Source organism: Modestobacter sp. I12A-02662 (assembly GCF_041028325.1).
Taxonomy (GTDB): domain Bacteria; phylum Actinomycetota; class Actinomycetes; order Mycobacteriales; family Geodermatophilaceae; genus Modestobacter.
Window position 1 is genome coordinate 270,828 of sequence record NZ_JABGDE010000006.1, and the last position, 25,685, is coordinate 296,512.

General features: G+C 74.5%; 21 protein-coding genes. 16 read left to right on the forward strand and 5 right to left on the reverse strand.

Going from position 1 to position 25,685, the window contains the following annotated elements; genetic code table 11:
* Positions 1-42 precede the first annotated feature (42 nt).
* The 5 genes from HL189_RS10735 to dhaK all read left to right on the forward strand — a co-directional run bounded on the left by HL189_RS10735 (position 43) and on the right by dhaK (position 4,355).
* Entirely contained in the window at positions 43-828 is a 786-nt protein-coding gene (locus HL189_RS10735) for a transglutaminase family protein (RefSeq protein ID WP_369133680.1), read from the forward strand.
* Between the two features lie 191 nt (positions 829-1,019).
* Positions 1,020-1,880: a ketose-bisphosphate aldolase gene (locus tag HL189_RS10740; RefSeq protein WP_369133681.1), complete on the forward strand. Its 861-nt coding sequence runs from the start codon at positions 1,020-1,022 to the stop codon at positions 1,878-1,880.
* On the forward strand, positions 1,877-2,719 hold the full coding sequence (locus HL189_RS10745; protein WP_369133682.1) for an HAD-IA family hydrolase: 843 nt from the start codon (positions 1,877-1,879) through the stop codon (positions 2,717-2,719). The genes HL189_RS10740 and HL189_RS10745 overlap by 4 nt, the downstream gene beginning before the upstream one ends.
* Positions 2,716-3,363 (forward strand): dihydroxyacetone kinase subunit DhaL, encoded by a 648-nt coding sequence (gene dhaL, locus HL189_RS10750; RefSeq protein ID WP_369133683.1) that lies wholly within the window; start codon positions 2,716-2,718, stop codon positions 3,361-3,363. The genes HL189_RS10745 and dhaL overlap by 4 nt, the downstream gene beginning before the upstream one ends.
* Positions 3,360-4,355 carry a dihydroxyacetone kinase subunit DhaK gene (dhaK, locus tag HL189_RS10755; RefSeq protein WP_369133684.1) on the forward strand — a complete coding sequence of 332 codons (996 nt, stop codon included), beginning with the start codon at positions 3,360-3,362 and terminating at the stop codon, positions 4,353-4,355. The genes dhaL and dhaK overlap by 4 nt, the downstream gene beginning before the upstream one ends.
* 6 nt (positions 4,356-4,361) lie before the next feature.
* On the opposite strand, the gene HL189_RS10760 is transcribed toward dhaK, so the two are convergent.
* Both HL189_RS10760 and HL189_RS10765 read right to left on the reverse strand, forming a co-directional pair.
* A complete protein-coding gene (locus tag HL189_RS10760) occupies positions 4,362-5,336 on the reverse strand; it encodes an NAD(+)/NADH kinase (RefSeq protein ID WP_369133685.1) in 975 nt (324 codons plus the stop codon).
* Positions 5,324-6,742 (reverse strand): NAD(P)/FAD-dependent oxidoreductase, encoded by a 1,419-nt coding sequence (locus tag HL189_RS10765; RefSeq protein ID WP_369133686.1) that lies wholly within the window; start codon positions 6,740-6,742, stop codon positions 5,324-5,326. The genes HL189_RS10760 and HL189_RS10765 overlap by 13 nt, the downstream gene beginning before the upstream one ends.
* A gap of 26 nt (positions 6,743-6,768) precedes the next feature.
* Here HL189_RS10765 and HL189_RS10770 point away from each other — a divergent pair, with 26 nt between their 5' ends.
* The 6 genes from HL189_RS10770 to HL189_RS10795 all read left to right on the forward strand — a co-directional run bounded on the left by HL189_RS10770 (position 6,769) and on the right by HL189_RS10795 (position 13,553).
* Complete coding sequence (locus HL189_RS10770; protein ID WP_369133687.1) at positions 6,769-7,278, forward strand: flavin reductase family protein; 510 nt, start codon at positions 6,769-6,771, stop codon at positions 7,276-7,278.
* Positions 7,279-7,379: 101 nt separating this feature from the next.
* Positions 7,380-7,940, forward strand: coding sequence for a sigma-70 family RNA polymerase sigma factor (locus tag HL189_RS10775; protein ID WP_369133688.1), 561 nt, complete (start codon positions 7,380-7,382; stop codon positions 7,938-7,940).
* Complete coding sequence (locus tag HL189_RS10780; protein WP_369133689.1) at positions 7,924-9,012, forward strand: hypothetical protein; 1,089 nt, start codon at positions 7,924-7,926, stop codon at positions 9,010-9,012. The genes HL189_RS10775 and HL189_RS10780 overlap by 17 nt, the downstream gene beginning before the upstream one ends.
* 2 nt (positions 9,013-9,014) lie before the next feature.
* The gene (locus tag HL189_RS10785; RefSeq protein WP_369133690.1) at positions 9,015-9,980 is read left to right on the forward strand and encodes an ATP-binding cassette domain-containing protein; all 966 of its coding nucleotides are present in this window, start codon (positions 9,015-9,017) and stop codon (positions 9,978-9,980) included.
* Positions 9,977-10,876, forward strand: coding sequence for an ABC transporter permease (locus HL189_RS10790; RefSeq protein WP_369133691.1), 900 nt, complete (start codon positions 9,977-9,979; stop codon positions 10,874-10,876). Before HL189_RS10785 ends, HL189_RS10790 begins: the two co-directional genes overlap by 4 nt.
* Before the next feature lie 79 nt (positions 10,877-10,955).
* The gene (locus HL189_RS10795) at positions 10,956-13,553 is read left to right on the forward strand and encodes a bifunctional FO biosynthesis protein CofGH (RefSeq protein WP_369133692.1); all 2,598 of its coding nucleotides are present in this window, start codon (positions 10,956-10,958) and stop codon (positions 13,551-13,553) included.
* Positions 13,554-13,597: 44 nt separating this feature from the next.
* Here the strand turns inward: HL189_RS10795 and HL189_RS10800 are convergent, their stop codons facing one another.
* Complete coding sequence (locus HL189_RS10800) at positions 13,598-14,431, reverse strand: SRPBCC family protein (RefSeq protein ID WP_369133693.1); 834 nt, start codon at positions 14,429-14,431, stop codon at positions 13,598-13,600.
* A gap of 129 nt (positions 14,432-14,560) precedes the next feature.
* On the opposite strand from HL189_RS10800, the gene HL189_RS10805 reads away from it, so the two are divergent.
* A complete protein-coding gene (locus HL189_RS10805) occupies positions 14,561-16,573 on the forward strand; it encodes an alpha-amylase family protein (protein WP_369133694.1) in 2,013 nt (670 codons plus the stop codon).
* A 66-nt stretch (positions 16,574-16,639) separates the two neighbouring features.
* Here HL189_RS10805 and HL189_RS10810 read toward each other — a convergent pair whose 3' ends face one another.
* Both HL189_RS10810 and HL189_RS10815 read right to left on the reverse strand, forming a co-directional pair.
* On the reverse strand, positions 16,640-18,892 hold the full coding sequence (locus HL189_RS10810) for a DUF6777 domain-containing protein (protein ID WP_369133695.1): 2,253 nt from the start codon (positions 18,890-18,892) through the stop codon (positions 16,640-16,642).
* Positions 18,893-19,056: 164 nt separating this feature from the next.
* Positions 19,057-22,485 carry an ATP-binding cassette domain-containing protein gene (locus HL189_RS10815; protein ID WP_369133696.1) on the reverse strand — a complete coding sequence of 1,143 codons (3,429 nt, stop codon included), beginning with the start codon at positions 22,483-22,485 and terminating at the stop codon, positions 19,057-19,059.
* Between the two features lie 168 nt (positions 22,486-22,653).
* Between HL189_RS10815 and HL189_RS10820 the strand changes: the two genes are divergently transcribed.
* The 4 genes from HL189_RS10820 to HL189_RS10835 all read left to right on the forward strand — a co-directional run bounded on the left by HL189_RS10820 (position 22,654) and on the right by HL189_RS10835 (position 25,682).
* Positions 22,654-22,782, forward strand: a complete 129-nt coding sequence (locus HL189_RS10820; RefSeq protein WP_369133697.1) for a hypothetical protein — start codon at positions 22,654-22,656, stop codon at positions 22,780-22,782.
* A gap of 66 nt (positions 22,783-22,848) precedes the next feature.
* On the forward strand, positions 22,849-23,532 hold the full coding sequence (locus HL189_RS10825; protein WP_369133698.1) for a phosphatase PAP2 family protein: 684 nt from the start codon (positions 22,849-22,851) through the stop codon (positions 23,530-23,532).
* 98 nt (positions 23,533-23,630) lie between these two features.
* The gene (locus tag HL189_RS10830; protein ID WP_369133699.1) at positions 23,631-23,984 is read left to right on the forward strand and encodes a hypothetical protein; all 354 of its coding nucleotides are present in this window, start codon (positions 23,631-23,633) and stop codon (positions 23,982-23,984) included.
* An 18-nt stretch (positions 23,985-24,002) separates the two neighbouring features.
* Entirely contained in the window at positions 24,003-25,682 is a 1,680-nt protein-coding gene (locus HL189_RS10835) for a DUF885 domain-containing protein (RefSeq protein WP_369133700.1), read from the forward strand.
* The last annotated feature ends 3 nt before the right edge of the window (positions 25,683-25,685 follow it).

Below are 25,685 nucleotides of genomic sequence, written 5' to 3' on the forward strand. Positions count from 1 at the left end.
CCGTCGCGCGCCCGACATCCGACGGCGTCAGGATCGGCGGTCATGCGCACCGACGTGGCCTGCACGCTGACCGTCTCCTCCCCCGCACCGGCGACCGCGTTGCTGCAGGTCGCGCTGGCCGCGCCCGACCGCGAGCAGCTGACCGTCCTCACCGACGGCCGGCCGGTCGACGCGGAGGAGATCGCCGTTCCCGGCGCCCGGGTGCACCGCCTCCGGCTGCCGGCCGGCGACACGACCATCACCTACACCGGCCGCGTGGACTCCACGGGGCGCCCGCGGGAGGTCACCCCGGCCGACTGGGCCGAGTACGTGCGGCCCAGCCGCTACTGCCCCTCGGACCAGCTGGAGGGGTACGCCGCCGCCGAGTTCGACCGCACCCGGCCGCGGGCCGAGCTGGTCGCCGCGGTGGCCGGATGGGTGCACGACCGGCTGGTCTACACCGCCGGCTCCAGCCGCCCGGTGGACACCGCCGTCGACACCCTGCTGCTCGGCCAGGGCGTCTGCCGGGACTACGCGCACCTGACGATCACCCTCCTGCGCGCGCTGGAGGTGCCCGCCCGGCTGGTCGCCGTCTACGCGCCGGGCCTGGACCCGATGGACTTCCACGCGGTCGTGGAGGCCGACGTGGACGGCGTCTGGCAGACCGTCGACGCCACCCGGCTGGCGCCCACGTCGTCCCTGGTCCGCATCTGCTCCGGCCGGGACGCGGCGGACACCGCCTTCCTGTCCCTGTTCGGCGGGCAGGCGCGGTTCGGGTCGATCACCGTCACCGCCACGGTGGACGGCGACCTGCCCGCCCCCAGCGACGAGCCGTTCGCGCTGGCCTGAGCCCCGCAGGACGAACTCCCTGGCGCGCCGTCGCCTCCCAGGCACGCAGCGCTGTCGCAGCGCCGAGCGTGTCCGCCTTGCTGGACGGTGACCTGTACCGGCTGTGACCCGGGTCATACGGTCCCGGGCTGCGTGGCCGAGCCCAGGCCGGACCCCAGGCACCTCGGCCCGCGGAGACCCAGGAGGCCGCGGTGCCCGTCGTCCCGATGAAGGAGATGCTCGACCGAGCGCTGGCCGACCGGTACGGCGTCGCTGCGTTCAACATCCTCAACGACCTGACCGTCGAGGCCGTGCTCGCCGCCGCGACCGAGGAGCGGGCCCCGGTCATCCTGCAGACCTCGGTGAAGACCGTCCGCCAGTACGGCCGCGACCAGCTGTTCGGGATCTTCACCGCGCTGGCGCACGACGTCCCCGTCCCGGTCACCCTCCACCTCGACCACTGCCCCGAGCGGTCGGTGATCAGCGACTGCCTCGCCGGCGGCTGGAACTCCGTGCTCTTCGACGCCCACGAGCTCGACGTCGCCGAGAACCTGCGGCAGACGCAGGAGGTCGTCGCCGAGGCCCGCCGGTACGGGGCGCACGTGGAGGGCGAGATCGAGGGGATCCAGGGCGTCGAGGACGGCGTCGGCTCCGATGCCGCCTCGCGGGTGCAGAGCCTCGAGGTCGCCGTCGACTTCATCAAGCGCACCGAGGTCGACTGCTTCGCCCCGGCCATCGGCAACGCGCACGGGCAGTACAAGGCCGCCCCGACACTGGACGCCCAGCGGGTGTCCGACCTGGTCGAGGCCACCGGCGTGCCGATGGCGCTGCACGGCGGGACCGGCCTGTCCGACGAGCAGTTCACCGACCTGATCGCCCGCGGGTGCGCCAAGGTGAACATCTCCACCGCCCTCAAGGAGGCGTTCATGAAGTCGGCGCTGGAGTTCCTCAAGGGCGCCGAGCAGAAGGACAAGTGGGACCCGCCCTCGCTCCTCCGGCACCAGCGGGCCGCCGTGGTGGAGATGGCCCGCTCGCACATCAGGCTGTTCGGCAGCTCGGGGCGGGCCTGGTGACCGCGCTCGTCTTCGACTGCGACGGCGTCCTCGCCGACACCGAGCGGGACGGGCACCTGCCGGCGTTCAACGCGACCTTCGAGCACTTCGGGCTCCCGGTGCGGTGGAGCGAGGACGACTACGCGGAGAAGCTGCGGATCGGCGGCGGCAAGGAGCGGATGGCCAGCCTCTTCGCAGACCCGGAGTTCGCCCGCGCGGTGGGCGTCCCGGACGACGAGAGGGCGCGAGCCGAGCTGCTGGCCGGCTGGCACCGGTACAAGACGGCCCAGTTCAAGCAGCTGGTGGCCGACGGCCGGATCCCCGCCCGCCCCGGCATCGCGCGGGTGATCGCGGGAGCCCTGGACGCCGGCTGGACGGTGGCGGTGGCCTCCACCTCGGCCGAGGAGTCCGTGCGCGCGGTGCTCGCCCACGCCGTCGGGGCGGACGCCGCCGCGCAGGTGCCGGTCTTCGCCGGGGACGTGGTACCGGCCAAGAAGCCCGACCCCGGCATCTACCTGCTCACCGTCGAGCGGCTCGGGCTCGACCCGGCCGACACGCTGGTCGTGGAGGACTCCCGCAACGGGCTCCTGGCCGCCACCCGCGCCGGGCTGCGCTGCCTGGTCACGGTCAACGGCTACACCCGCGAGGAGGACTTCGCGGAAGCCGTGCTCGTCGTCTCCGAGCTCGGGGACCCCGGCCGGCCAACGGTGGAGGTGCTCGCCAACCGGGGCGCCGCGGACCCGGGCGCACTGATCACCCTCGACGACCTCCGGGCGTGCCTCGTCCCGGAAGCGGTGCCGACCGGCTCCGGCCCGCCCCGCGGAGAGGTGCAGGAACCGGCAGAGGGAGGACCCGCGTGACCAGCGCCCAGCAACGGGTGGAAATCGTCGTCCGCACGATCGCCGAGACCGCCGTCGAGAACGAGCGGTACTTCGGCGACCTGGACTCCGTCGTCGGCGACGGCGACTTCGGCTACTCCCTGGCCCGCGGCTTCGAGAAGCTGCTGGAGGGCTGGGACGACCTCGACCGCAGCACCCCGGGCATGTTCCTGAAGAAGGCCGGGATGGTCATCACCTCACGGATCGGCGGCACCTCCGGCCCGATCTGGGGAACGGCGTTCATGCGCGCCGGCATGGCGGCCGGCGACGCGACCGACCTGGACGGCGACCAGGTCGTGGCCATGTTCCGGGCGGCCGCCGAGGGGATCAAGGCCCGCGGCCAGTCCGACCTCGGTGACAAGACCCTGCTGGACGCGCTGATCCCCTTCACCGACCGGCTGGAGCAGGAGTTGCGCTCCGGCGCCGACGGCGCCGCGGCGCTGGCCGCCGCCGCCGAGACGGCACGGCAGGCGGCCGAGGCCACCCTCGGGATGGTCGCCAAGCGGGGACGCGCGTCCTACACGGGCGAGCGCAGCAGGGGCTCGGTCGACGCCGGGGCGATGGCGGTGGCCGTGATCACCGATCGGGTCAGCAAGGCCTGGGAGACACAGGGAGCGTCCTCATGAAGAAGTTCGTCAACGACCCCAAGAACTTCGTGCCGGAGATGCTGGAGGGCATCGCGCGTGCCAACCCGGACACCCTGAGGTACGTGCCGCAGTACAACCTCATCATGCGGGCGGACGCCCCGCGGGAGGACAAGGTCTCGATCGTCCAGGGGTCCGGCTCCGGGCACGAGCCGGCGCACGTCATGGTGGTCGGTCGCGGCATGCTCGACGGCGCCTGCCCGGGCGACGTCTTCGCCGCCCCACCGATGGACTACGTGTACGAGACCACCAAGCTGCTCGCCTCGCCGAAGGGCGTGCTGCTGCTGGTGAACAACTACACCGGCGACCGGATGGCCTTCGACATGGGCCGGGAGATGGCCGAGTCCGAGGGGATCAAGGTCGAGATCCTCACGATCAACGACGACGTCGCGGTCAAGGACTCCACCTACACCGTGGGCCGGCGCGGCGTGGCCGGGAACTTCTTCGTGATGAAGGCGGTCGGCGCGGCGTCCGAGGCGGGCGCCGACCTCGACGAGCTGGTGCGGATCGGCCGCAAGGTCAACGACGTCACCCGCACCATGGGCCTGGCGCTCACCGCCTGCACGCCCCCCGCGAAGGGCTCACCGCTGTTCGACCTCGGCCCCGACGAGATGGAGGTCGGGGTGGGCATCCACGGCGAGCCCGGCCGGGAGCGGCGGAGCCTGGCCGGCGCCGACGAGATCGCCGACGAGCTGCTGGAGGCCGTCGTCACCGACCTGCCCTACCGGTCCGGCGACCGGGTCGCCCTGATGGTCAACGGCCTGGGCGGCACGCCGATCAGCGAGCTGTACATCCTGTTCCGCCGGGCGCACCAGCAGCTGGAGGAGCGGGGCATCACGGTCGGGCGCAGCTACGTCAACGAGTACTGCACCTCGCTGGACATGGCCGGCGCCTCGCTGACCCTCGTTCGGCTGGACGACGAGATCGAGCAGCTGTTGGCGGCACCGGCGGAGGTCGCCGTCCGCGTCTTCTGACGACGGTCAGCGGGGGCCCGGTGCGTCCGGCGCGCTGCCGGGCTCCGGGACGCCGGCGGGCTGGCGGCGGCGCAGGTCCTCGGGGAGCAGCTCGAGCAGCTCCTCGGGCAGCAGCGGCAGGTCCAGCAGCGAGAGCTTGACCCGGCTGCGGTCGGCGGCCACCCAGTCGTCGAGCCGGACGAGCAGCCCGGCGTCCCGGCGGGTCGACACGTGCAGCTCGTCGCCGGGTCCGAGCCGGCCGTGGACCAGTCCGTCGACCTCCACGGCCGGCCGCCCGGCTCCCGCGGGCAGGGCCAGGTGCAGCGGCTCGTCGGGACCGAGGACCAGCGGTCGGTCGATGCCGCTGAGCGGCGCGGACGGCGTGACCAGCACGCCCTCCGCGCCCGGGGACATCACCGGGCCACCGGCGGCGTAGCTGTAGGCGGTGGAGCCCATCGGCGTGGCCACGATCAGCGCGTCGCTGCGGTAGTGCCCGTACCGGCGTCCGGAGACCGACAGCGTCGCGTCGACCAGGCCCTCCCCCGGCACGCGGGCCAGGACGACGTCGTTGAACGCGACCGTCTCCCAGCCCGGTCCCCGCACCACCAGGCAGCTGCGCGACTCGATCGTCGAGCGGCCCTCGGCCATCGCGGTCAGCGCCGCCGTCAGCTCCCGCCCCTCCACCTCGGTGAGGAAACCCAGCCGGCCGAAGTTGACCCCGAGCACCGGCACCGGACGCCGCGCCACCAGCCGCATCGCGCCGAGCAGCGTGCCGTCCCCGCCCAGGGCGATCAGCCCGTCACAGCTGCCGGCCAGCTCCTCCACGCCGACCGGCCGCACCCCCTGCAGCCCCAGCCGGGCGACGTCGCCGGCGGCTGCGACCAGCTCGACGTCGTGGCGGTCGGCCCACCCCGCCACCTGCGCCGCCGCAGTGGAGCAGTCGCGCTGCGGGTGCAGCACCAGGCCGATCCGGTTGCCGTCGCGCACGGTCAGCCCCGCCACGTCTCGAGCAGACGCAGCCACACCTCGCTGATCGTCGGGTACGAGGGGACGGCGTGCCAGAGCCGGGCGATGGGCACCTCACCGACCACCGCGACGGTCGCCGAGTGCAGCAGCTCGGCGACCCCCGCGCCGACGAAGGTGACCCCGAGCAGCACCTCCCGCTCGGTGTCGACCACGGCCACCGCCGTCCCGGTGTAGCCGTCGGCGAAGACGCTCGCGCCGGCGACGTCGCCGATCGGGTACTCGACGACCCGGTGCGGCAGCCCGGCCGCCGCGGCCTCGGCGCTGGTCATCCCGACCGCGGCCACCTGGGGGTCGGTGAAGACCACGCTGGGCGTGGCCCGGGCGTCGGCGGTGGCCACGAACGGGGACCAGTCGGTGAGGTCCACCCGCTCGCCGCGGGCGCGGGCGACGATCGCGTTGCCGGCCTGCCGCGCCTGGTACTTGCCCATGTGGGTGAGCTGCCGCCGGCCGTTGACGTCGCCGACGCCGTACAGCCAGGGCAGGCCGCGGACCTGCAGCGAGTCGTCGACGTCCAGGTACTCCCCGGGCTCGAGGCCGACGGTGTCCACCCCGATCTCCCCGGTGTTGGCCGCCCGCCCGGCGGCGACCAGCACCTCGTCCCCGCGCAGCTCACCGGCGGAGGTCGTCAGCACGACCTCCGCGCCGTCCCGCCGCGCGGCGCGCACCTGCGTGCCCAGCCGGACGTCGACGCCGAGCCGGCGCATCGACTCGTCGACCGCCGCCCCGGCCTGCGGCTCGGCACCGGTCAGCAGCCGGTCGCCGCGCTGCAGCAGGGTCACCGTCGAGCCCAGCTGCTGCCAGGCGGTGGCCATCTCGCAGCCGACGTAGCCGCCGCCGATCACCAGCAGCCGGCCCGGCACCTCGCCGGCGCTGGTCGCCTCGCGCGGCGTCCACGGGTCCACCTCGGCCAGGCCCTCGACCGGCGGCATCGCGGCGCGCGAGCCGGTGCAGACGGCGACCGCGTGCCGGGCGGTGAGCACGACATCGCCGTCCGGCGTCCGGACGGTGACCCGCCGCTCCCCCGCCAGCCGACCCCGGCCGCGCACCAGGGTGATGCCCGCGCCCTCGACCCACCGCGCCTGCCCGGCGTCGTCCCAGTCATGGGTGGCGCCGTCCCGGCGGGCGAGGGTGCCGGCGACGTCCTGCTCGCCGGTGACCGCCGCGGCGGCGCCGCGGACCGACCTCGCCTCGGCCAGCGCCTCGCTGCCGCGCAGCAGCGTCTTGCTCGGCATGCAGGCCCAGTACGAGCACTCCCCGCCGACCAGGTCACTCTCGACCAGGACGGTGCTCAGCCCGCCCCGGACGGCGATGTCGGCGACGTTCTCCCCGGTCGAGCCGGCGCCCAGGACGACGACGTCGAAGGTCTGCTCCGCAGTGGTCACCTGGGCATTGTGGTCGACTGGCACCCGTGCCCGTCGAGCCCGGTGAGTTCGCCGCCGCCCTGCGCCAGTACGCCGCCGGGGTGGTGCTGCTGACCGTCCGGGACGACATCGACGACGTCGGGACGACGGTCACCTCGCTGATGAGCGTCTCCGCCGATCCGCCGCTGATCGCGATCGGGCTGGCCGCCGGCGGCTACCCGGCGGAGGTGCTGCAGTCGGTGGGCACCGGCGCGGTCACCGTGCTGGCCGCGGAGCACGCGATCCTGGCCAGCCGCTTCGCCTCCGCGGGCCGGCCCAGCGCCCGGCACCTGCTCGGGTCGGTGCCGTGGCACCGCGCCCCGGTCAGCGACGCGATCGTGCTCGACGACGGGCTGGCCGCGCTCGACTGCCGGGTCGCCTCCGTGGTCGGAGCGGGTGACCACGTCGTCGTCCTGCTCGCGGTGGAGGGAGTGCCCGCGCTGGGGGACGGCGACCCGCTGCTGCGGCTGCGGGGGCGCTGGGCCGACGGGTCGGGGGGCCCGCTCCGCCGTCCCTGAGCCGTTCGGTGCGGCCGAAGTCGCGATTCTGCCGGACGGTGGTGTCACATCCGGGGCGCCGGTGGTGCTCTAGGGATGTGGACGTCGTCGGGCAGGGTCGGGTGGCACCCCTCGCCGCGCTGCGGACCGCACGGAGGGGCAGCGCCGCGGTGACCGGCTCGCCGGGGGTCGTTCGGTCCGACCTGGAGCGGGTCTTCCGGGAGGACTACCCCCGGGTCGTCGGCGTGGCGGCCCGCGTGCTGGGCTCCCGCGACGAGGCCGAGGACGTCGCCCAGGAGGTCTTCCTGGCCTTCGGGCGGAGCACCGTCCCGGCCGAGGAGGCGACCGGCTGGCTCTGCGTGGCCGCCACGCACACCGCGCTCAACCACCTCCGCTCCGACCGGCGCCGCGCCAGCCGGGAGGAGGCCGTCGCCTCCGGGGACACGGTCACCCCAGACGTCGCCGACACCGTCCTCACCCGCGACGAGCACGGCCGGGTCCGCGCCGCGCTCGCCCGGCTGCCGCGCACGCAGGCCGTCGCCCTCGTGCTGCGGCACAGCGGCCTGAGCTACGCCGACGTCGCGGCCGCCCTCGACCTGTCCCCCGGCAGCGTCGGCACGACACTCCGCCGCGCCGAGTCCGCCCTTCGCAAGGAGTTGAGCACCGATGCGTCCACGAACTGACCGTCACCTCGGCGACGGCACGCTGCGCCGCCTGGTCGACGAGCCGGCCGGCGTGCCCGACGCCGACCGCGCCCACGTCGCCGGCTGCCCGACCTGCCTGGCCGGCCTGGCTGCCGCCCGCGCGGACGCCACCGCCGCGGCCGCGGCGCTGTCCACCCCCGCCACCCCCGACGTCGACCGGGCCTGGCGGCGGTTCACCGCCACCGCCGGGAGCGCCCCACCCGCCCCGGTGCCGGCCCGGTCGCGTCGCCGCCGTTCCCTGCGCCAGAGCCCGGTCGCGGCGGCGCTGGGGGTCGCCCTGGTCCTCGGCGGCGCCGGGGCAGCGGCCGCCGCCGACTGGCTGGAGATCTTCCAGGTCGACCAGGTCGAGGCCGTCGAGGTGCAGACCGGCGACCTGGTCGCGCTGCCGGACCTCTCCGCGTTCGGCGACCTCCAGGTCGTCGACGAGCCGGAGGTGCAGCAGGTCGCCGACGCCGCGACCGCGGCCGAGATCACCGGGCTCGACGCGCCCGAGGTGGCCACGCTGCCGGCCGGGGTGACCGGCGAGCCGCAGTTCATGGCCGGCGGCCAGGTCGTCGCGGAGTTCACCTTCTCCGCCGACCGCGCGGCCCAGGCCGCCGCCGAGGCCGGGCAGACGCTGCCGCCCCCGCCGGCCGGACTGGACGGCAGCCGGTTCCGGCTGGTCGCCGGGCCGGGGCTGGCCGAGGTCTGGAACAGCTCGACCGGGCTGCCCGCGCTGGTCGTCGCCCGGGTCACCGCCCCGACGGCGTACTCCTCGGGCGTTCCGTTCGAGACGGTCCGCGACTACCTGCTGGAGCTGCCGGGCCTGCCCGACGGCCTGGCCGAGCAGCTGCGCGCGTTCACGGCCGACGGCAGCACCCTGCCGCTCCCGGTCCCGGCCGAGCTGGTCACCACCTCCACCGCCGACGTGGACGGGCAGGAGGCCACCGTCCTGGCCTCCCGCGACGGGGCGATGACCGGGGTGGTGTGGGTCGAGGACGGCGTCGTCACCGGCGTCGCCGGGTCGCTGAGCGAGGACGAGGTGCTCACCGTCGCGCGAGGGCTGCGCTGACCGTGGACACCGCCGCCGTCCGGGCCGCCGAGCAGCTGCTCGCGGACCTGCCGCCCTCGCCGGCGGTGTGGTGCTCGGGGCTGCGCAAGCGGTACGGACGGCGGACCGCGGTCGACGGCGTCTCCTTCACCGTCGGCCGCGGCGAGGTCGTCGGCCTGCTGGGGCCCAACGGCGCCGGCAAGACCAGCGTGATCAAGATGCTGCTCGGGCTGGTGCGGCCCGACGACGGCGAGGTGCTGCTGCTCGGCCGACCCGGGCGCGACCCCCGGTCCCGCGAGCGCGTCGGGTACCTGCCCGAGCTCTTCCGGTACCAGCCGTGGCTGGCCGCGGCCGAGGTGCTCGGCCTGCACGTGCGGCTGGCCGGCGGCCACGTCCCACCGGAGGAGCAGCGCCGGTGCCTGGCGCTGGTCGGGCTCGCCGACCGGGCCGGCGACCGGGTGGGCGGCTTCTCCAAGGGCATGCAGCAGCGCCTGGGCCTGGCCGTCGCGCTGGTGGCCCGCCCGGAGCTCGTCGTCCTCGACGAGCCGACCAGCGCCCTGGACCCGCTCGGCCGGGCTGACGTCCGCGACATCGTGCTCTCGCTGCGGGAGCGCGGCGTGGCCGTGCTGCTCAACTCCCACCTCATCGGCGAGGTCGAGCGGGTCTGCGACCGGGTGGTCGTGCTCGACCGGGGCCGGGTGGCCGCCGCCGGCACGCTGGGCGAGCTGCTCGGTCAGCGGGAGCTGCGGCTGCACCTGGGCGGGGTGGGGGCCGCGGCGGAGCGCCGGCTGGCCGCCACCGGCGCGCTCACCCGCAGCGGCGAGCAGTACACCGTCACCCTGCCCGCCGACGACGACGGGACGGCGGTGCCCACCCTGGTCGCCGACCTCGTCGCCCTCGGGGTGCGGGTGCACGCCGTCGAGCCGGGGCGGATCAGCCTCGAGGAGCGGCTGCTGGGCATCCTGCGGCACGAGGAGGCACCGGCGTGACCGCGGTGGCGCAGGACGCCCCGGCGGCGGCACCGGGCACGACCGCCCGCGTGGTGCTGACCGTCGCGGGCCTCACCCTCCGCGAGGCCGCCCGCCGCAAGCTGCTGCGGGCGCTGTCGGTGCTCACCGTCGTGCTGCTCCTCCTGAGCGCCTGGGGGTTCTGGAAGCTGGCGTCCTTCGACACCGGCGCCGGGCAGCTGACCAGCGGCGAGGCGCGGCTGGTCGGCTCGCAGCTGCTCAACCTGGTGATGTTCGGCTACAGCCTCGTGGCCGCCCTGGGCACGGCGTTCCTGGCCGGCCCCACGCTCGCCGGCGAGGTCGAGTCCGGGATGGCACTGGCCGTGCTCGCCCGGCCCGTGCGCCGGGAGACCGTGCTGCTGGGCAAGTGGCTGGGCCTGGTGGCGTTCGGCAGCGGGTTCATCGTCGCCGCCGGGCTCGCCCAGTGCCTCGTCGTCCGGGCGACCGTCGGCTACTGGCCACCCGATCCCGTCGTCGGCGTCCTGCTGCTCGCGGTGCAGACGACGGTGCTGATGACCCTCGCGCTGCTGCTCGCCACGGCGGTGTCCCCCATGGCCTCGGGCATCGTGGCCGTCGGGCTCTTCGGGGCGACCTGGGTGGCCGGGGTCGTGGGCGGCGTCGGCGAGGCGCTGGACAACGACGGCGTCGCCCGCGTCGGTGAGGTCTCCCGGATGCTGCTGCCCACCGACGGGCTGTGGCGCGGCGCGATGCACGCCTTCCAGGACCCGACCGCGCTGGTCCAGATCGGCCCGGGCGGCGAGGCGTTCCCGTTCCTCAGCGCGGGGTCGCTGAGCGCTGCCTACCTGGTCTGGGTCGCCCTCTGGCTGCTCATGGTCGGCGGGCTCGCCGCTCTGTCGTTCGCCCGCCGCGACGTCTGAACGAGGACCCCCTCGCCCCCCACCGCTCGCACGCTCGCGGCGGGACCCTGCGAGGGGGCCGCGATAGCGTCAGCTCTCGATGAACGCGCCACTGATCCCGTCCGAGTCCGCGCTGCGCCGTGCCCTGGTGCGCGCCGAGCGCGGTCAGCCCCTGGACGCCACCGAGGCGGAGGTGCTGCTGCACGCCCGCGGCCTGGGCGACGGCGAGCCGCTGGACCGGCTGCTCGTCGCCGCGGGGCGGGTGCGGGACGCCGGGCTGGCCTCGGCCGGCCGACCGGGCGTGGTCACCTACAGCCGCAAGGTGTTCATCCCGCTCACCCACCTGTGCCGGGACCGCTGCCACTACTGCACGTTCGTGACCACCCCGGGGCAGCTGCGCGCGGCCGGCCGGGCGCCGTTCCTCTCCCCCGACGAGGTGCTGGCCATCGCCCGGGAAGGTGCGGCGCTGGGCTGCAAGGAGGCGCTGTTCACCCTCGGCGACCGCCCCGAGGACCGCTGGCCGGTGGCCGCCGAGTGGCTCGAGGCGCACGGCTTCGACTCGACCCTGGCCTACCTGCGGGCGATGGCGGTCCGGGTGCTGGAGGAGACCGGGCTGCTGCCCCACCTGAACCCGGGCGTGCTGTCGTGGGAGGAGCTGCAGCGGCTCAAGCCGGTGTCGGCGTCGATGGGCATGATGCTGGAGACGACGGCGACCCGGCTGTGGTCGGAACGGGGGGGCCCGCACTTCGGCAGCCCGGACAAGGAGCCGGCCGTCCGGCTCCGGGTGCTCGAGGACGCCGGTCGCTCCGCCGTCCCTTTCACCACCGGCGTGCTGCTGGGCATCGGCGAGACCTACGCCGAGCGGGTCGACGCCGTCCTGGAGATCCGCGCGTCGGCGCGGCGGCACCAGCACGTGCAAGAGGTCATCGTGCAGAACTTCCGGGCCAAGCCGCGCACCGCGATGGCCGGGCACGACGACCTGGACCTGCAGGAGTACGTCGCCGCCGTGGCCGTCACCCGGCTGCTGCTCGGCCCCAGGGCCCGGGTGCAGGCGCCGCCGAACCTGTCGGACTCCACCGAGCTCGGGCTGCTGCTGCGGGCCGGCGTCGACGACTGGGGCGGGGTCAGCCCGCTCACCCCCGACCACGTCAACCCCGAGCGGCCCTGGCCGAACATCGACAAGCTGGCGGTGCTGTCCGCGGAGGCCGGGTTCACCCTGCGCGAGCGGCTGGCCGCCCAGCCCGGCTTCGTGCAGCAGCCCGAGCCGTGGCTGGACCCGCGGGTGCGCCCGCACGTCGCCGCGCTGGCCGGCCCCGACGGGCTCGCCGTCGAGGGCCGCACCCCCACCGGGCTGCCGTGGCAGGAGCCGGACGAGGCGTGGACCTCCTCGGGCCGGGTCGACCTGCACGTCGAGGTCGACACGATCGGCCGGACCGGGGACCGGCGCAGCGACTTCGACGCGGTCTACGGCGACTGGGCCGACCTGCGCGAGCGGACCGTCGCCGCGCGGGACGGCCGGTCCACCGCGCTGACCGTCGGCGATCCGGAGGTGCGCGCCGCCCTGCGGCACGCCGAGGCCCACCCGGCCGGGCTGAGCGACGCCGAGTACCTGGCGCTCCTGGGCGCCGACGGGCCCGACCTCGCCGCGCTCGCGTCGCTGGCCGACGACGTCCGCCGGGACGTCAACGGCGACGACGTCACCTACGTGGTGAACCGGAACATCAACTTCACCAACGTCTGCTACACCGGCTGCCGGTTCTGCGCGTTCGCCCAGCGGCGCACCGACTCCGACGCCTACACGCTGTCGATGCAGCAGGTCGGCGACCGGGTCGACGAGGCGTGGGCCGGCGGCGCGACCGAGATCTGCATGCAGGGCGGCATCCACCCCGACCTGCCCGGCACCGCCTACCTCGACCTGGCCCGCACGGTGAAGGAACGGCAGCCGGACATCCACCTGCACGCGTTCTCACCGATGGAGGTGGTCAACGGCGCGGCCCGCACCGGGCTGTCCTTCCGCGACTTCCTGCTGGCCGCGAAGGAGGCGGGCGTGGACTCCCTGCCCGGCACCGCCGCGGAGATCCTCGACGACGACGTCCGCTGGGTGCTCACCAAGGGCAAGCTGCCCACCGCCACCTGGCTGGAGATCGTCACGACCGCGCACCGGGTGGGGCTGCCGACGACGTCGACGATGATGTACGGCCACGTCGACACCCCCGCCCACTGGGTGGCGCACCTGCGCACCCTGGCCGCGGTGCAGGACGAGACCGGCGGGTTCCGGGAGTTCGTGCTGCTGCCGTTCGTGCACCACAACGCGCCCATCTACCTCGCCGGCGTGGCCCGGCCCGGGCCGACGAACCGGGAGAACCGGGCCGTCCACGCGGTCGCGCGACTGCTGCTGCACGGCCGGATCGACAACATCCAGACCTCGTGGGTGAAGCTCGGCGACGCCGGCACCCGGGCGATGCTGACCGGCGGCGCCAACGACCTGGGCGGCACGCTGATGGAGGAGACGATCAGCCGGATGGCCGGCTCGGGCAACGGCTCGCTGAAGACGGTCGCCGAGCTGGAGGCGATGGCCGCCGCGATCGGACGGCCGGCGCGGCAGCGCACCACCGACTACGGCACCCCGTCGGCCGAGCGGCTCGCCACCGCCCGCTCCGAGGCGGGCCGCCGGGCCCTCACCCTCAAGCTGGTCTGAGGCCGGCGGCCGGTGGGGGCGGCTCCCCCACCGGCCGCGAGCGATCAGCGGTTGCCGCCGCCGATCATCGGGTCGTCGTCGGGGCGCTGGGTCGCGGACTCGACGCCTTCCGTGGACGACGGGGTGGAGTAGCCCGCCGTCCCCGACTCGTCCACGAGCACGTCGGTGCGGACGGTGTCCGGCGGCGGCTGCTCGACGACGGTGACCTCCTCGGTGACGGTGACCGGCCGGGACTCCGCGACCTTTTCGGTCGACGCCTCGCCCTCTGAGCTCCCGCCGCTCTTCGCCGCGGCCGCCGCCGCGACGCCGGCCACCGCCGCGGCCGCCGCGCCGGCGACCACCGCCGTCGGGGAGATCCCCGCCTTGCCGCTGTCCCCGCGGGAGGTCGCGGCGGCCTCGACGCCCGGGGTCCCGACGCCGGCGCCCGCGTTCACCGTGCCCCGCCAGGCGCCGCTCTCGTAGCCCTCACTCTCGATGAGCTCCTTGAACCGCTGCAGGTCGCCCTTGGCCTGGCGGCCCACGATGCCGAGCTTGTCCCCGGCCTGTTCCACGATGCCCTCCGGCTCGTACTCGAGGGTGAGGTACACGGTCGTGGACATCGGTCCGGTGGAGACGAAGCGGACCGCGCCGGCGTTCGTCGCCCCCTCGGTGGCCGCCCAGGCGATCTTCTGGTCGGGGACCTGCTCGAGGATGGTGGCTTCCCACTCCCGCCGGACGCCGGCGATCTCGGCCGTCCAGTGCAGGCGCTGGTCGTCGTGCTGGTGGACCTCCTTCACCCCGCTCATGAAGTGGGGGAAGTCCTCGAACTGCGTCCACTGGTTGTAGGCGGTGCTCACCGGGACGTCGACCTGGATCGACTCCTCGACCTTGGTGCTCATGGCCATCTCCTTCGTCGCAGGGCACCCGCACTGGCTACGGGATCCCGGACCTACCCCTTCCGGCCGCCCTGTTACGCATCGACCGTGGTCCAGGTCACGGCGGAGCCCGGCGGACGGCATACTGCCCGCGTGCAGCCCCCGCCCCGGCCGGCCGATCCTCCGGCCCCGACCGGCCGGCGGTCGGCGGGGCAGCTCGCCGACGAGGCGTGGCAGCGGTTGTCCCCGGGGCTGGCCGTCGACGCGGTCGCCGCGCTCGGCGCCGACGAGGCCGAGGTCTTCCTCACCCGGGTGCAGGTGGCGCTGGCCGACGTGCACGGGCCCCTCGTCGCCCTCTACGGCGACCCGGCCGATCCCGACCAGCTGCTCGCCCGGGCCCTGCGCACCGTCCTGGCCGCCGCCGCGGAACGACCGGCGGAGCTGCGGCGCCTCGACCGACGCCGCGAGATCGACCCCGGCTGGTTCCAGCACGAGCGGATGCAGGGCTACGTCTGCTACGTCGACCACTTCAGCGGCACGCTCGGCGAGCTGCCCGACCGGCTGGACCACCTCTCGGAGCTGGGCACCACCTACCTGCACCTGATGCCGCTGCTGCGGCCGCGGGAGGGCGAGAACGACGGCGGCTACGCCGTCGCGGACTACCGCCAGGTCGATCCGCGGCTGGGCACGATGGCGGACCTGGAGACGGTGGCGGCGGCGCTGCGCGAGCGCGGCATCAGCCTGTGCATCGACCTGGTGCTCAACCACACCGCCGCCGAGCACCCCTGGGCGCGCGGCTGGCTGGCCGGGGACCCGGCCTACGCCGGCTTCTACACCGCGTTCCCCGACCGGGCGATGCCCGACGCCTACGAGGCGACCATCCCCGAGGTCTTCCCCGACCGGGCGCCGGGGTCGTTCACCTGGGTACCGGAGGCCCGCGGCGGCGCCGGCGGCTGGGTGTGGACGACGTTCTGGAGCTACCAGTGGGACCTCGACTACGCCAACCCCGAGGTCACCCTGGCCATGCTCGGCGAGATCACCTGGCTGGCCAACCGGGGCGTCGAGGTGTTCCGGATGGACGCCATCCCGTTCATGTGGAAGCGGATGGGCACCAGCTGCCAGAACCAGCCCGAGGTGCACGACCTGGTCCAGCTGCTGCACGGGCTCACCCGGATGGCCGCGCCGGCCGTCGTCTTCAAGGCCGAGGCGATCGTCGCGCCGGACGACCTGGTGCCCTACCTCGGCGGCCACGAGCGGGAGCGGCCCGAGTGCGAGCTGGCCTACCACAACCAGCTCATGGTCCTGCTGTGGAGCAGCCTGGCCACCCAGGACGCCCGGCTGGCCCGCACCGCTCTGCGCCGGATGCGGCCGATCCCCTCCCGCGCCAGCTGGGTGACCTACGTGCGGGGCCACGACGACATCGGCTGGGCGGTCACCGACGAGGACGCCGCCGCGATCGGCGTCGGCGGGCACTCGCACCGCCGGTTCCTCAACGACTTCTTCGCCGGGCACTACCCGGCGTCGTCGTCCCGGGGCGCGCTGTTCCAGGAGAACGCGTTGACCGGCGACGCCCGCATCTCCGGGTCGGCAGCGTCGCTGTGCGGGATCGAGGCAGCGCTGGAGCGCGGCGACGACGACGCCGTGGAGGCCGGCATCCGGCGCCTGGTGCTGCTGTACTCCGTCGCCTTCGCCTACGGCGGCGTCCCCCTGCTGTACATGGGCGACGAGATCGCCCTGCTCAACGACGACCGGTACCTCGAGGACCCGTCCCGGGCGCCGGACAACCGCTGGATGCACCGCCCGCTGATGGACTGGACGGCGGCCGGTCGGCGGCACGACCCCACCACCCTGGAGGGCCGGGTGTACGCCCGGATGTTCCGGCTCGGGCAGGTGCGGCGGTCGCTGCCGGCCCTGCGCGGCGGCACCGAGCCGTCGGTCCTGCACGCCGGCAGCGACCGGGTGCTGGCCTGGCGGCGCCGGCACCCGCGCAGCGGGGCCTTCGTCGGGCTGGCCAACTTCTCCCCCGACCCGGAGGTGGTGGACGCCGACACCGTCACCGGCTTCGGCACCCTCGACCTGGTGCTGGGCAGCGACGGCCCGCTGCGGGTGGAGCACGGCGGGCTGGTCGTGCCGGGACTCGGGTTCGCCTGGTACGCCGAGCCCTGAGCCACCGTCGGTGCAGCCGTCGGCGGCGTCACACCCGCCGGAGGCTGTCGGTGTACATGTGTTTCATCAGCCGGTCCCGGTCGTCGGCCCGCTCACCGGCGAGGACTCCGGGGGCGGCGCCGGGTCCTCCTCCGGCGGTGGCGCGGGGTCCTCCTCCGGCGGTGGCGCCGGGTCCTCCTCCGGCGGCGGCGCCGGGTCCTCCTCCGGCGGCGGCGCCGGGTCCCCGTCCGGCGGCGGCACAGGATCCCCGTCCGGCGGCGGCACAGGATCCCCGTCCGGCGGCGGCACAGGATCCCCGTCCGGCGGCGGCACAGGATCCCCGTCCGGCGGCGGCACAGGATCCCCGTCCGGCGGCGGCACAGGATCCCCGTCCGGCGGCGGCACAGGATCCCCGTCCGATCCCGATGTGGTGGAGCCCCCGTCGTCCCCGTTCTCCCTGCTCTCGTTCTCTTCGTCGGACGACTCCTCGTCCTCGTCCCACTGCGAGCTCGACCCGTCGGTGGCCGGACGTGAGTCCTCCTCCTCCAAGCGGCTCCACATGGCCAGCGCGGCCTCGACCGCTGCCTGATCGACGGGGTGGTCCAGCTGGCCCGTGGTGGCGCAGGGACGGGCCACGACCGTCTGGTTGTCCGGCTCCACGATGACGAACTCCTGGACCGGCGCCGGAGCCGGCCGGACGACCGTGACGGCCCGCGGCGAGAAGCCCGACCACGTCTCACCCTCGTAGCGGACCGCCGTCCGCGGTGCCGGAGGTCCGAGCGGGTTGCCGCACGCGCACCGCACCCGCGGTGCCCCGCGCTCGTCGACGAGCACCGCCGTTCCTGCCTGCAGGACGGACTGGAACGAGGTGGCCACACCGTCCCGGTAACCGTGGTTGGTCACGGCCGTGTCGGCGCGGAGTGTGAGCGAGGTGAGCCGGCCGAGGAACGACCGGATCTGGCTGGTCTCGATCCCCTGCGCCTCCGCCCAGGCCGCCGCCCGATCCGGATGTGCGTCCAGGAACGAGGCGATGTCCTCGGGGTGACACTCCTCGGTCCCCGAGCCGCCGTAGAGACCCGGAGCATCGCCGGACACGCTGCCGCTCGCCCCGGGCGAGGCCGCCGGTTGAGGCTGCTCCTGGCTGGCGGGTGGAGTGAAGGGAGCCTCCCCGGGTTCGCCGGCGGCCTCGGCCCGCACGACCGTGGGGTCATCCGAACCGAACAGGGTCACCGCCTCGATGACCGCCCCCAGGGCGAGGACCAGGACACCGAGGACGAGCAACCTGGACACCAGGCGCCGGCGCCGGCGCCGCGGAGCGGGTGACCGGACACGGGATGCTCTCGCGGGGACGACCTCGGCGATCCCCGTCTCGGCCGAGCCGGACGTCGGCGAGATCACCGCCCCCAGCTCGGCGGATCGAGTCTCGGCCGAGCCGGTCGCCGGCGGCAGCACCGACCCGGACCCGGCGGCCCCCGCCTCCACTGCATCCGTCATCGGCGAGGGCGCGGCATGTCCACCGAGGCCCGCCCGAGCGGCAGCAGCCAGCTCACCGGCGCTCGCGTAGCGGGCGTCAGCGTCCTTGGCCATGCCCCGCGCGATGACCGCGTCCAGGGTCGCCGGTACCCCCGCCACGAGCGCCGAGGCCCGGGGCGGTTGCAGGTTCAGGTGCGAGTGGATCATCGCGGGCAGCTCGTCGGCCTCGAACGGCGGGTGCCCGGTCAGCGCCTCGTGCAGCAGGCAGGCCAGCGAGTACACGTCCACCCGGTGGTCGCTGGGGCGACCCATCAGCCGCTCGGGCGCGATGTAGTCCAGCGTCCCGACCGTGGTGCCGGTCGCGGTCAGCGAGACGCTGCCGTGGCCGACCTTGCCCGTCAGTCCGAAGTCGGCCAGGTAGCAGTGGCGGACGGGAGCGTCTCCACCGAGCAGCACGTTCGACGGCTTTACGTCGCGGTGCACGAGTCCCGCGCGATGTGCGGCGTCGAGCGCGGCCGCGACCTGAGCCACGACGTCGACCGCCGAGTCAGGCGGCAGCGGACCCAGGGTTGCCAGCAGCTCACCGAGGTCCTGGCCCTCGATCAGTCGCATGTCAAGGTAGAGCCGGCCGTCAATCTCCCCGAAGTCGTGGATCGGGATGACATGGGCCTCCGTCAGCCCGGCGGCAGCGTGGCACTCCCTGAGGAACCGGGCGCGGTACCGCTCGTCGGCCACGAGCTCGGGGCGTAGCCGCTTGAGCGCCACCGTCCGCTCGCGCACCGTGTCGTAGGCCCGGTAGACCTCGCCCATACCGCCGTGGCCGATGAGTGCCTCCAGCCGGTACGGACCGAAGGTCTGTGGGTCCACGGTTCCTCCAGAGACCTCGGTGCCGCTCATCGCGCCGCGGGCTGGCATGGTCGTCGGCCGGCACGAGTGTCCAGTTCTGGAAGGTGCATCCGCGCCTCGGAGCCGCGACGGCCGCAACGGAACGTCTTCGCCCGGTCAGGCCGTCGCACTACGGGGCCGCTCGGCTACGCCGCGGTCACTCCGGGTCGGGAGTCGGCCCGCGTGAACCTGCGGCGTGGGCGGGCCGAACGACGCCGTCGGGTGGGATCGGACTGCCACAGGCCCCACGCGACCACGCAGGTCATCACGAGGGCCAGTGCTGCGAGGACGAGCAGATCGGCGGTCCAGGCACTGGAGCTGTGCCGCCACAGCGGGTCGTCGACCGGCGGAGGCACCTTGCCCAGGTCCATGGTCGCTGCTCCCATCGCGAAGCCCCAGCGCGACGGGAGCAGCCAGGAGAGCTGGTCGAGACCGGCCCGACCGACGAGGGGGAACAGCCCGCCCGCCAGGACCAGCTGCACCATCACCGTGAGGACCAGCAGTGGCATGCCTCGATCGGCGTTGCCGATCGCCGTGGAGATCACCAGGCCCAGCACCATGGACGCGCACGTCACCGCGACCACGCTGACCCCGATCTCCAGGCGCCCCGACCCGAGGGTCGTCGCGCCGTCGGGACCTGCTCGGCCCAGCAGCGCCACGGCGCAGAACACGGCTGCCTGGACAGCGGTCACCAGACCCAGGACGGTGAGCTTGGCGGCGAGGTAGGCGGTGCTGGACAGCCCGATCGATCGCTCGCGCTCGTAGATGGTCCGTTCCTTGACCAGTTCACGGATCGATGAGGCGGTGCCCATCAATGTGCCGGACATCGTCAGCACCAGCAGGAGCTGCGTCGCGGTGACATCACCCGGCGCGGTCGAGAGCCCATGGGGGGCGGGCAGGGCATGCGCCACGCCGCTCAGCAGGACCGGCAGCAACGCGAGGAAGATCAAGTACGTCCGGTCGGCCATCATCACGTCGAACGTCCGACGGCACAGGACGGGGAACTGGGCGAAGCCCGATCGCCGTCGTGGCGCCGGGGCGGCAGGAGCCGCTCGAGGCACCGACCGGGCGGGTTGCCGGGGGGCGATGTCCGAGCTGCGGAACCGAGCGGCCCAATCGGTCGCCGAGTCGTCCTCCAGCTGCGTGAAGACGTCGGCGAAGTCAGTGACGCCGAAGTGGTCGAGCGCCCGGCGCGGTGGGCCGTCGTAGGCGACCCGACCTCCCGGGGCCAGGATGAGGAGCCGATCGCACACGTCCAGGTTGGCCACGCTGTGCGTGACCACGACCACGGTGCGACCACCGTCCGCGAGGTCCCGCAGGCTCCCCATCACCTGCTTGTCCAGCCCTGGGTCCAGTCCCGAGGTGGGCTCGTCGAGGAAGAGGAGGGAGGGGCGGGTCAGCAACTCGAGGGCCACGCTCGTCCGCTTGCGCTGGCCACCGGACAGGCGGTCGATCCGCAGGTCGGCGCGCTCGGCCAGCCCCAGCTCGTCGAGCACCTCCTGGATGCGCTGCTCCCGGACCATGGCCGGGACGTCTGGCGGGAAGCGGAGGCGGGCGGCGTACGACAGCGCTCGACGCACGGTCAGCTGCGGATGCAGGATGTCGTCCTGGGGGACGACCCCGATCCGCTGCTGCAGCTCCTCGTACTCGTCGTAGAGGTCGCGGCCCCCGTAGCTGACGCCGCCCGAGTCAGCCGGGCGGGTCCCGGTCAGCGCGCCCAGCAGGGTCGACTTCCCCGAGCCACTCGGACCCAGGACCGCCATCAGACTCCGGCCCGGCAGGCGGAAGCCCACCCCGTCCAGCAGTCGTCGGCCGTCCCGGATCACGACCAGGCCGTCGGCCTCGATGTCGACGTCCCCCCGGTCCTCGTACTGCACCAGCCGATCACCGGCCAACTGCAGCAGGGTGCGTCCGACGCCGATGAGATCCCGCTCGGCCACGAGCGCCTCGTCCATCCCCCGGCCGTTCAGGAACGTCCCGTTCGCGCTGTCCAGGTCCCGCAGCCGCCAGCCTCCCGGGGTCCGCTCGAGAACGGCGTGGTGACGGGAGACCAAGAGGTCGTCCACCACCACGTCGTTGTCCGGCGAGCGCCCGATGGCGAGCCGCTCCGGCGGGAGGTGGTGCACGGCGGACAGCGCCGCATGCGTCGGAGGCGCCCCGCCGGGCACGTCACGCGTGCTGGCGAGCGGGGTCAAGGTGACCGCGACACCCTCGACGGGGTGCCCGAGCATGACGACCGTGGAACCGGTGAGCACGACTTGCGGTGTGCGCCGGCCCGCCAGGAAGACGCCGTTGCGGCTGTGATCGCTGAGCACCCACCCCGCCGCGCCGTGCTGGACGGTCGCGTGGCGACGGGACACCCGCCCGTCCGTGATGGGTCCGCCGACCTCCGCGTCGCGACCGAGGGTGACGGTCTCCTGCGGAGGTACGACCCACCGCCGGTCCCCGACGCGCACCTCCAGCGGGACGTCGAGCGGGTCCTCGACCTCCGCTGCGGCGACCGCCGGTGGGGCGGTCCCGGGTGAGGCGTCCGCCGAGACGCGCGCTCGCGCGGGCCGGTCCGGGGGCGACGGCGGGTCCAGACCCGGGCCGGGCACGTCCCCGACGCCCGGTACCGGTGCCGCCCGGAGGACGTCCGGCGTGGCCTGGTCGCGAGGCGGGGCCACTCCGCCGTTCCCCGTCGACCGGCCACCCGCCGACGGCACGGGCGGCTGCCTGCCGAGGGCCTGCGCGAGCTCGTTCACCAGCTGCTGGCAGGACGCGTAGCGGTCCGCGGGCTCCTTGGCCATGGCCCGCGCCAGCACGGCGTTGACCGCCGCCGGCAGTTCGGGGCGGATCCCGGTGATCGGCGGCGGCATGTCGACGAGGTGCGCCCAGAGCAGCGCGGCCTCGTCGTCCCGGCGGAACGGCTGCTGCCCGGTCAGGCACTCGTACAACACGCAGCCCAACGCATAGATGTCAGCCGTCGGCCCCACCGGTCTGCCTTGGATCTGCTCGGGCGAGACGTAGTCGGCGGTGCCCAGGAACTGCCCGCTGGCCGTCAGCCCGCCCGACAGCTCGGTGGTGCGCTTGGTGATCCCGAAGTCGGTCAGGTAGCAGTGGTCGCCCGGCGGCTGACCTGGGCGGTGGTGGCCGGCGGCGATGAGGAAGTTGTCCGGCTTGACGTCCCGGTGCACCAGCCCGGCTTGGTGTGCGGTGTCCAGCGCGTCCCCGATCTGGCCGAACAGCCGCAGCATCCGGTCCAGCGGCAGGGGCCCGCCCTGCTCCGAGAGCAGGCCCCTCAAGTCGCTGCCCAGGACGTACCGCATGGCGATGAACAGCTGCCCCTCGGCCTCCCCGGCCCCGTAGATCGGCACGATGTTCGGGTGCTCCAGCGATGCCGCCAGCCGTGACTCGCGGATGAAGCGCTTGCGGAACTGCTCGTTGTCGGACAGCTGAGGCGGGAGGAGCTTCAACGCGACCTTGCGGCCCAGGCGCACGTCCTCCGCGCAGTAGACCACCGCCATGCCGCCACGGCCGATCAGGGACTCGATCCGGTACCCTGCGATCTCGCTGCCCGACTCCAGGATCGTCATGCCGACCGCCTCCGCTCAGCCCGCAGCTCGCTCGCGCCGGCCCGGCCCGTGGCTCCGCGGCAGCGGGGCGGTACCGGTGGCCGGGCCTCGCGCCGACGGCGTTCAATCAGAGCAGGACCGGCGCGCAGTCGCCAGGTCTGCGGCTCCCTTCTCCCGAACCTGGAGGTGGTGGACGCCGACACGGTCACCGGCTTCGGCACCTATGACCTGGTGCTGGGCAGCGACGGCCCGCTGCGGGTGGAGCACGGCGGGCTGGTCGTGCCGGGACTCGGGTTCGCCTGGTACGCCGAGCCCTGAGCCGCTCCGCCGCGCACCGGCGCCGGGGATGCCCCGGGAAGCGGGCGGATGCGCCACCCTCCGTCGGTGAGGTCTCGCCGTGCGGTCGGCCGTCGTCCCGCGACGACGGCCCTGGGGCTGCTGCTCGCCGCCGTCCTCCTGCTCGGTCTGGCCGTGGGGATCGGCCTGCTGGTCACCCGGGCGGAGACGGGGACGGCGGTGGAGGAGGTGGACTCCGGTGCCGACGAGTGGTTCGCCGACCGCCGGACGCCGACCCTCGACGCCGCCTCGGACACGCTCGACGAGCTCGGCAACACCGCCGTGGTCCTCGGCGTCGGCGTGGTCGCCGCGGCGGCCGGGTCGCTCGCGGTCCGGCACTGGCGTCCGGCCGTGGTCCTCGCACTCGCCCTCGGCGGTGAGCTGGCGATCTTCCTGACCACGACCGCGCTGATCGACCGGCCGCGGCCGCCGGTGGTGCACCTCGACGCCGAGCTCCCGCCCACCTCCAGCTTCCCGTCCGGGCACACGGCCGCGGCCATCTGCCTCTACGGCGGGATCGCGGCACTGGTGCTGGCCGCGACCCGGGCCTGGTGGCGATGGCTGGTGCTGGCTGCCGCCATCGTCGTCGTGGCGGTGGTGGCCGTCGCGCGCATCTACCGCGGCGCCCACTTCCCCACCGATGTGATGGGCAGCGTCGCGTTCGCCGTGCCCTGGCTGCTCGTCGTCCTCAGGCTCGTCCCGTCGGCGCCGCCCCGCGGGACCGTTCGATAACGCTTGCGCAGCGTGAGGGCCCGGGGTGTGGGCCGGGCGGCCCGGCGACGGCACCATGCTTCCCCGACCGGCATCGGCGCACCCAGACAGGAGCAACCGTGGCCCTCCCCGAGCGCTTCAACCTGCGCAGCCTCTACCTCTACCTGGTCTGCCTGATCACGCTGGTGGTGTCGATCTTCGCCGCGGTGCAGTTCGTGCGCAGCACCGTGTCGCTGCTGTACCCGGACCCGGGCTACCACGGCTACTACTACGAGGCGCCCGGCGACGAGCTCACCGAGGAGGAGCAGCAGCGGCAGGAGGAGCTCGCCCGGGACTCCCAGCAGCGGCAGTCGGTGCTGGACATGGTCGGCGGGGCCACCACGCTGCTCATCGCCGGGCCGCTGTACGTCTACCACTGGCGCCGCGTGCAGGCGGAGCTGCCGTCGCGGGTGGCCCCGGCAGCACCGGCCTGACCCGGATAGCGTCCGGGTGTGAGCGAGCCCACGCGTCCGCCGTCCGACCTCGACCAGCTGGCCGACCGCTTCGTCGACGAGTACGCCGCCGACCAGCCCACCGTCGCCACCTACATCGGCGTTCCCGGTCACGACGACGAGTGGCCCGACCTCACCCCCGACGGGCACGCCGCGACCGCGGAGCTGCTGCGCCGCACCGTCGCCGCCGTGGAGCGGACCGACCCGGCCGAGCGCCGCGACGACGTCGCCCGGAGCGCGATGCTGGAGCGCCTCGGCGCCGAGCTCGCCCTGCACGAGGCCGGGCTCACCTCGTCCTCGCTGAACACGATCGCCAGCCCGCTGCAGGACTTCCGGTCCACGTTCGACCTGATGCCCGCCGAGACCGACGAGGACTGGGCGACGATCGCCCGGCGGCTCACCGCGCTCCCCGCGGCGCTGGCCGGGTACCGGCAGGGTCTGCGCGCCGCGGCCGACGCCGGGCACGTGTCCGCCGCCCGGCAGGTGCGGCTGGCCGCGGGCATCGCCCGGCGCTGGGCCGGCACCCCGGAGAAGCCGGGCTTCTACGCGCAGTTCGTCGGCCGGGCGGAGGTCGGGAACGGGGTGCGGGCCGACCTGGACCGCGGTGCCGAGGCCACCGCCCGGGCGCTGGTCGAGTTCGCCGACGCCGTCGAGCGGGAACTCCTGCCGGGCGCCCCCGAGCGGGACGGCGTCGGCCGGGAGCGGTACGCGCTGGAGTCCCGCTACCACGCGGGCATCGACCTCGACCTCGACGAGACCTACGCGTGGGGGTGGGACGAGCTCGCCCGGATCGTCGCCGAGAAGGAGACGGTCGCCGAGCGGATCGCCCCGGGGCAGGGCATCGCCGGCGCCATGGCCGCACTCGACGCCGACCCGGCCCGCCAGGTGCGCGGTCGGGAGGCGCTGCAGGAGTGGCTGCAGGGGACCGCCGACCGGGCGATGGCCGCCCTGGACGGCGTGCACTTCGACATCCCCGCCCCGATCAAGCGGATCGAGGGACGGCTGACCCCGACCTCGGGCGAGGGCGTCTACTACACCGGCCCGACCGAGGACTTCAGCCGGCCCGGGCGGATGTGGTGGTCGCTGCCCGAGGGCGTCAGCGACATGACCACGTGGCGGGAGACGACGACGGTCTTCCACGAGGGCGTCCCCGGCCACCACCTGCAGATCGCGCAGACCGTCTACAACGCCGCGCTGCTCAACCGCTGGCAGCGGCTGCTGTGCTGGTGCTCCGGGCACGGCGAGGGCTGGGCGCTGTACGCCGAGCGGCTGATGGGCGAGCTCGGCCACCTCGAGGACCCCGGCGACCGGCTGGGCATGCTCGACGCCCAGGAGCTGCGGGCCGCCCGCGTCGTGCTGGACATCGGCGTCCACCTGGACCTGCCGATCCCGGCCGGGCGGGCCGCCGGGGACCGGTGGACCTACGACGTCGCGCTGGACTTCCTCCGCTCGCACGTGAACATGGAGGACGCCATGCGGGTCGACGAGCTGCACCGCTACCTCGGCTGGCCGGGGCAGGCGCCGGTCTACAAGGTCGGCGAGCGGGTCTGGCTGACCTGCCGCGAGGAGGCGCAGCGGCGCGGCGGCGACGAGTTCGACCTCAAGGCCTGGCACCGGACCGCGCTCGACCTCGGCCCGCTGGGCCTGGCCCCGCTGGCCGCCGAGCTGGCCCGGATGTGATCC